This window comes from Scandinavium sp., assembly GCF_032012665.1.
Classification (GTDB): Bacteria; Pseudomonadota; Gammaproteobacteria; order Enterobacterales; family Enterobacteriaceae; genus Scandinavium.
Genome location: NZ_DALZVG010000048.1, coordinates 1 through 7,260, shown reverse-complemented (window position 1 = coordinate 7,260; position 7,260 = coordinate 1). Strand labels below are relative to the sequence as shown.

The following is a 7,260-nucleotide window of genomic DNA, read 5'->3' as shown; positions in this document are numbered from 1 at the left end:
AGGTGACGCCAGCACAGAGAATGATATTCGCATACGGGGAACACTCCCCGCTGCGAATCACCGCCTGACTGTCTGCGGTTTGTTTTTTGAACTGCTCATGCGTGGTGTAACGAATTTCAATGGTGTTTCCCTGGTGTTGTTGCAGCTGCTCTATGTGGCTGAGCAACGTTTCGTGGAGCTGCGGGTTATGGGTTTTGATTTCCGCGGCGAGAATGGCCGTCTCAACCTGCATTTCCGTGGTGACCACTTCCAGCACCTGCATAAACGAAGGCACGCCCTGAGTTAATGCCATATCGATGCGCTGCGTGCTGTGAGGGATCGGCAGACCCGCATCACACACCACCAGCATATCGGTATGCCCAAGACGGGAAATGACCGAGGAAATATCAGCGTTGAGTACCGTACCTTTCTTCATCTTTTGCTCCACTAGCGAAACGTTTCGCTGAAGTGAGTTTACTCGGAAGAAAGCTCATAAAACCACCATCACGTTATAGAATTGTGATCGCTGTCGAAACGTTTCGAGGTGAAAGCAAAACGGTACCTGGAGTACCGTTTTTAGTTTTTGCACCCTCTCCCTGTGGGAGAGGGCATCAGGCCGCAGAGGACACGATCCCGTTTTGCAGGCCGGATGAACACAGCGCCATCCGGTATTTTTATAAAGGCTTAAATCTCGACCTGTGTCCCAAGCTCGATTACGCGGTTTGGCGGGATCTCAAACTGATCGGGCGCGCGCAGGGCGTTACGCTGCAGCAGCAGATAGAGCTTGCCGCGCAGGCGCAGATACCACGGTCTGTCACTGCCGATAATCAGTGACTCATGCGACATGAAGAACGACGTCTCCATCATCCGGCAGCTCAGCCCTTCCAGGCCGCAGCGATGGAAAACTTCTTCCACGTTTGGCGTTTCGCGCCAGCCGTAGCTCGCCACCACGCGCCAGAACGACGGAGAAAGCTGTTCAATCTGCACACGGCGAACGTTATGCACGTACGGCGCATCTTCAGTGCGCAACGTCAGCAGGATGACACGCTCATGCAGCACTTTGTTGTGCTTGAGGTTATGCAGCATCGCAAACGGAATAACGTTCAGCGCGCGGGACATATATACCGCAGTGCCTGGTACGCGCACCGGCGGCGATTTCTCAAGCGAGGCAATCATCGCCTCAAGAGAGTTGCCGTGCTCGTGCATACGGCGCAGCAGGCGGAAACGCTCGCTTTTCCAGGTGGTCATCACCATGAACATCACCAGGCCCAGCGTCAGCGGCAACCAGCCGCCGGAGAGCAGCTTGTCGAGGTTTGCGGAGAACAGCGGTACGTCGACACAGAGGAACGCAATCAGAATCAGGAACACCAGATATTTGTTCCAGTGCCAGTTTTTGCGCGCCACGGTGGTGGCCAGAATGGAGGTCAGCACCATGGTGCCTGTGACCGCAATTCCGTACGCTGCCGCCAGGTTGCTTGAGTGTTCAAAGCTGACAATCACCAGCACAACGGAGATGTACAGCAGCCAGTTAATGAACGGGATATAAATCTGCCCCGACTCCATCTCTGAAGTGTGGATAATGCGCATCGGTGAAAGGTAGCCCAGACGCACCGCCTGACGGGTCAGAGAGAAGACCCCGGAAATCACCGCCTGAGAGGCGATAACCGTCGCCAGCGCAGCGATAATCAGCATCGGGATCAGCGCCCACTCCGGCGCCAGCAGGAAGAACGGGTTCTTAATCGCTTCCGGATGCTTAAGCAGCAGCGCGCCCTGGCCGAAGTAGTTCAGCACCAGCGAAGGCAGAACAACGGAGAACCAGGCAAGGCGAATGGGCAACTTGCCGAAATGCCCCATATCGGCATAAAGCGCTTCCACTCCGGTAATAGAGAGCACAACGGCACCCAGCGCCACGAACGACACCGTTTTGTATTCCAGGAAGAAATGCACCGCCCAGTAAGGGTTCAGCGCATGCAATACGTCCGGGTTGTCAATGATGCTACGCGCGCCTAATACCGCCAGCAGCAGGAACCAGATAAGCATAATGGGTGCGAACAGTTTTCCCACCATTGCCGTACCGTGCTTCTGAATGACAAACAGGAGAGTCAGCACGCCGATGGAAATGGGGACAATCCAGCTATCGAGCTCCGGCGCAATGATTTCAAGGCCTTCGATGGCCGACATCACCGAGATGGCGGGCGTAATAACGACCTCACCGTAGAAGAAGCTGCCGCCGATAAGCCCAAGGATCACCAGCACAGAAGTCATTCGCGCGGAGGTGTTTCGCCCGGCAAGGGACATCAGCGTCAGGATCCCGCCTTCACCGGCGTTATCCGCACGCATCACGAAGGTGATGTACTTCAGAGAAACCGTAAAAATCAGCAGCCAAAAAATCAGCGACAAAAAACCAAAAACGGCATCGCGTTCCACGCCAAATCCAAACTGGCCCGAGAGACACTCTCTCAATGTATAAAGGGGGCTGGTGCCGATATCACCATAGACCACCCCAATGGCGGCCAGAGTGATGGCCGGCAAGGAATGCTTATTATCAGTGCTCATAGACTCGTCTTTCGTTTAATAAGACAAATGTGTACCGATTTCCCTGGCTCACAAAAGGCGCACAGTATGCACGATTAATCGAAGAATCGTACTCCAAATTGACCTCGTATTAACCTTGCTCAAAGAAATTTCGGCGACGTCTCGCACTATTACCCGCCGCCCGCAAACGGCTATAATCGCCTGATAGCTGGATAAATGGTGGAAGGACACCACTCTATTATGGCGCAATCACACTTATTAGCAGAAAGAATTTCCCGCCTCAGCCAGGCCCTGGAAAAGGGCCTGTTTGAGCGCAGTCACGCCATCCGTTTATGCCTGCTGGCGGCGCTGAGCGGTGAGAGCGTCTTCCTTTTGGGCCCGCCGGGCATTGCCAAAAGCCTGATTGCCCGCCGCCTTAAGTTCGCCTTCCAGCACGCCCGCGCTTTTGAATATCTGATGACCCGTTTTTCCACGCCGGAAGAGGTGTTTGGCCCGCTGTCTATCCAGGCGTTAAAGGATGAAGGACGCTATGAGCGCTTAACCACGGGTTATCTGCCCGAAGCAGAAATCGTCTTTCTCGACGAAATCTGGAAAGCGGGCCCGGCCATTCTCAACACATTGCTGACCGCGATTAACGAGCGCAGCTTCCGTAACGGCGCGCACGAAGAGAAAATCCCGATGCGCCTGCTGGTGGCAGCGTCGAACGAACTGCCGGAAGCCGACAGCAGCCTGGAAGCGCTGTACGACCGCATGCTGATTCGCCTGTGGCTGGATAAGGTCCAGGAGAAAAGCAATTTTCGCTCGCTGCTCATCAACCAGCAGGACGAAAGCGCCAACCCGGTATCAGAAAACCTGCAGGTCACCGACGAAGAGTTCAGGCAGTGGCAGGTAGATATCGGCGGCGTGAAGCTGCCCGATGCGGTTTTCGAGCTGATTTATCATCTGCGCCAGCAGCTCGATACCCTGCCAAACGCGCCTTATGTTTCTGACCGCCGCTGGAAAAAAGCGATCCGCTTATTGCAGGCCTGCGCCTTCTTCAGCGGCCGCGAGGCGATCGCCCCCATCGATCTGATCCTGCTGAAAGACTGCCTGTGGCACGACGCAGAGAGCCGCAATCTGATGCAGCAGCAGCTGGATATTTTGATGACCGGGCACGCCTGGCAGCAGCAGGCAATGCTGACAAAACTCGGCACCATTATTCAGCGCAGGCTTCAGCTACAACAGCAGCAAAGCGACAAAACGGCGCTGAAGGTTTCCCGTATGGGCGGCATGTTCAGCCGCAAGCCGCATTACGAACTGCCGGAAAGCCTGCAGGACGCAACGCTCACTTTGCTGCTCCAACAGCCGCTGAAGCTGCATGACATGAACGTTGTACACATTTCCGTTGAGCGCACTGCGCTGGCGCACTGGCTGGAGAAAGGCGGCGAAATACGCGGCAAGCTCAACGGGATTGGCTTCGCTCAGGTACTGAACCTGGAAGTGGATACCAGCCTGCACCTGATGGTGCGCGACGTCAGCCTGCAGGGTTCCCGTCTGGCGCTGCCGGGGAGCTCTGCGCCAGAAAACATGCCCGGTGAAATCAAACAGCAGCTGGATGCGCTGGACGACGAGTGGCACCAGCAGCACACCCGCTTTAGCGAACAGCAAAAGTGCCTGTTCATCCACGGAGACTGGTTAGGGAAAATTGAAGCCAGCCTGCAGGACGTTGGCGCGCAGATCAAACAGGTGCGGCAGTAATGCTCACCCTCGACACGCTTAACGTGATGCTGGCAGTCAGCGAAGAAGGATTGATCGAAGAGATGATCCTCGCGCTGCTGGCCTCACCACAGCTGGCGATCTTTTTTGAAAAGTTTCCACGTCTTAAGAACGCGCTCACCGAGGATATCCCCCGTTGGCGGGAGGCGCTAAAAAGTAAGATGAAAGAGGCGCACGTTCCTCAGGATCTTAGCGATGAGGTAATGGCGTTTCAGCAGAGCCAGACCCTGTCGACGTCACAGTTCATCGTCCAGCTTCCGCAGCTGCTGGCGCTGTTACAGAAAGTCCACTCGCCCTTTGCCGCGCAGGCGCAACAGCTGGTGGATAACAACGCCACCTTCACCGCTGCATTGCACACCCTGTTTTTGCAGCGCTGGCGGCTAAGCCTGGTCGTGCAGGCCACCACGCTCAATCAGCAACTTCTGGAAGATGAACGGGAGCAACTCCTCAGCGAAGTGCAGGAAAAAATGACGCTCAGCGGTCAGCTCGAGCCGATACTGGTGGAAAACGACGCCGCTGCAGGCCGTCTGTGGGACATGAGTGCAGGCCAGCTGAAGCGCGGCGACTGGCAGCTTATCGTCAAATACGGGGATTTTCTCAGCGAACAGCCAGAGCTGATGCGGCTGGCGGAGCAGCTCGGCCGTTCACGCGAAGCAAAATCGGTACCGAGAAAAGATTCGCCGATGGAAACCTTCCGCACGCTGGTGCGTGAACCGGCAACGGTGCCCGAACAGGTCGACGGGCTGCAGCAAAGCGACGACATCCTGCGTCTGTTGCCGCCGGAGCTGGCAACGCTCGGCATCAGCGAACTGGAATATGAGTTTTATCGCCGGCTGGTGGAGAAGCAACTGCTCACTTACCGGCTCCACGGTGACGCCTGGCGGGAAAAGCTCAGCGAACGCCCGGTGGTGCATCAGGACTTCGACGAACAGCCTCGCGGACCGTTTATCGTCTGCGTGGACACGTCTGGTTCCATGGGCGGGTTCAATGAACAGTGCGCCAAAGCCTTTTGCCTGGCGCTGATGCGGGTGGCGCTGGCGGACAATCGTCGCTGCTTTATTATGCTGTTCTCCAGCGAAGTTGTGCGCTATGAGCTCACCGGCCCAAATGGGCTGGAGCAGGCAATTCGCTTCCTGAGCCAGCGTTTTCGCGGCGGCACCGATATCGCCAGCTGTTTTCGCGCCATTATAGAAAGAATGCAGGGCCCGGAATGGACGGATGCGGATGCGGTAGTCATTTCAGACTTTATCGCCCAGCGGCTGCCGGACGACGTGGTGAACAAGGTGAGCGAGCTACAGCGCAAACATCTCCATCGTTTTCACGCCGTGGCAATGTCACAGCATGGAAAACCCGGCATCATGCGCATTTTCGATCATATCTGGCGCTTTGATACCGGGTTGCGTAGCCGACTGCTGCGGCGCTGGAAACGCTGATTACAACAGAGAGCCTACGCTCTCGCGGATCTGCTGCGGCCATACGCCACACTGTACCTGACCGATATGCGGCAGCTGTAACAGCAGCATGGTCAGACGTGACTGGCCAATCCCACCGCCGATGGTTTGCGGCATCTCACCAAGCAGCAGCGCCTGGTGCCACTCAAGCTGCAGACGATCGTCATCCCCAGTGAGTGCTAACTGACGCTTCAGCGCTTCGGCGTCCACGCGAATGCCCATCGATGAGATCTCAAACGCATCTTCCAGTACCGGGTTCCATACCAGAATATCGCCGTTCAGGCCCGCCAGACCGGCTTCTCCCTGGGTGCTCCAGTCATCGTAGTCCGGCGCACGCACGTCGTGGCGCTGGCCGTTGGAAAGTTTACCGCCAATCCCAATCAGAAAGACGGCGCCCAAATCTTTGGCGATGGCGCGCTCGCGGCCTTTCGCATCGAGACCAGGATAGCGTGTAAGCAATTCTTCGCTATGAACAAAGTGGATCTGTTCCGGCAGGAACGGTGCCAGTCCAAACTCTTTGCTGACGGCAGCCTCTGTGGCTTTAATTCCGGCGTAGATCGCTTCAACGGTAGCCTTCAGCGTACCGGTGTGACGTTCGCCGTCGCCCATTACGCGTTCCCAGTCCCACTGATCGACATAAACAGAATGGATAGCCGAGAGACGATCTTCATCGGGGCGAAGGGCTTTCATGTGCGTGTAGAGCCCTTCACCCGCGCTGAAGTCGTGCTGGCCAAGCGTCTGACGTTTCCATTTCGCGAGGGAGTGCACCACCTCGAACTGGGCGTCAGGCAAGGTTTTCACTTTGACCTGTACCGCTTTTTCGCAGCCAGACAGGTTGTCCTGAGTGCCATCGCCCACGCGGCTTAAGATCGGCGCCTGAACTTCAATGAGTCCAAGTCTGTCTTCGAGCTCACGTGAAAAATGGGACTTAACGAAACTGATCTGACGTTGTTTTGCGATATAAGCGGTTTTCATTTTTATGGTCTCCTGCGTCCTGTGCCATTGATTAAGCAACAGAACGAGGGATGAATTCAATAATCAACAACTAAAAAGACCTTGTAGATTTCAATTCGTTAAAATAAGGCGCTAAAATAGAATGATTCATCAAACATCATAAGAAAATCCTATGGAAAATTATCAGATCGACAATCTCGACCGCGGCATTCTTGAAGCCCTTATGGCCAATGCGCGTACCGCCTACGCCGAATTAGCCAAGCAGTTTGGCGTCAGCCCCGGCACTATCCACGTACGCGTTGAGAAGATGAAACAGGCGGGCATCATCACCGGCGCGCGCATCGACGTGAACCCAAAGCAGCTGGGTTACGATGTCTGCTGCTTTATCGGCATCATTTTGAAAAGCGCCAAAGATTACCCTTCCGCGCTGGCTCGCCTCGAAAGCCTTGATGAAGTGACCGAAGCGTATTACACCACCGGCCACTACAGCATCTTCATTAAGGTGATGTGCCGCTCGATCGACGCCCTGCAGCAGGTACTTATCAACAAGATCCAAACAATCGATGAAATTCAGTCCACCGAGACG

The 7,260-nt window shown here is 55.5% G+C and carries 6 protein-coding genes; 3 read left to right on the top strand and 3 right to left on the bottom strand.

Features of this window, described 5'->3' with window-relative positions; genetic code table 11:
* Positions 1-415 (bottom strand): D-ribose pyranase (gene rbsD, locus RTU33_RS21505; protein ID WP_312630107.1); only part of this gene is annotated, 415 nt, incomplete at its 3' end.
* A 248-nt stretch (positions 416-663) separates the two neighbouring features.
* The gene (gene kup / locus RTU33_RS21500; protein ID WP_312630105.1) at positions 664-2,535 is read right to left on the bottom strand and encodes a low affinity potassium transporter Kup; all 1,872 of its coding nucleotides are present in this window, start codon (positions 2,533-2,535) and stop codon (positions 664-666) included.
* A 219-nt stretch (positions 2,536-2,754) separates the two neighbouring features.
* Here kup and ravA point away from each other — a divergent pair, with 219 nt between their 5' ends.
* Positions 2,755-4,251, top strand: coding sequence for an ATPase RavA (gene ravA, locus RTU33_RS21495; protein WP_312630103.1), 1,497 nt, complete (start codon positions 2,755-2,757; stop codon positions 4,249-4,251).
* A complete protein-coding gene (gene viaA, locus RTU33_RS21490) occupies positions 4,251-5,702 on the top strand; it encodes an ATPase RavA stimulator ViaA (protein ID WP_312630101.1) in 1,452 nt (483 codons plus the stop codon). Before ravA ends, viaA begins: the two co-directional genes overlap by 1 nt.
* On the opposite strand, the gene asnA is transcribed toward viaA, so the two are convergent.
* The gene (asnA, locus tag RTU33_RS21485) at positions 5,703-6,695 is read right to left on the bottom strand and encodes an aspartate--ammonia ligase (RefSeq protein ID WP_312630100.1); all 993 of its coding nucleotides are present in this window, start codon (positions 6,693-6,695) and stop codon (positions 5,703-5,705) included.
* Positions 6,696-6,846: 151 nt separating this feature from the next.
* On the opposite strand from asnA, the gene asnC reads away from it, so the two are divergent.
* Positions 6,847-7,260 (top strand): transcriptional regulator AsnC (gene asnC / locus RTU33_RS21480; protein ID WP_312630098.1); only part of this gene is annotated, 414 nt, incomplete at its 3' end.

Coding starts and splice junctions, on each gene's coding strand:
- ravA (WP_312630103.1), top strand. CDS start 2,755: ATGGCGCAATCACACTTATTAGCAGAAAGAATTTCCCGCCTCAGCCAG.
- viaA (WP_312630101.1), top strand. CDS start 4,251: ATGCTCACCCTCGACACGCTTAACGTGATGCTGGCAGTCAGCGAAGAA.
- kup (WP_312630105.1), bottom strand. CDS start 2,535: ATGAGCACTGATAATAAGCATTCCTTGCCGGCCATCACTCTGGCCGCC.
- asnA (WP_312630100.1), bottom strand. CDS start 6,695: ATGAAAACCGCTTATATCGCAAAACAACGTCAGATCAGTTTCGTTAAG.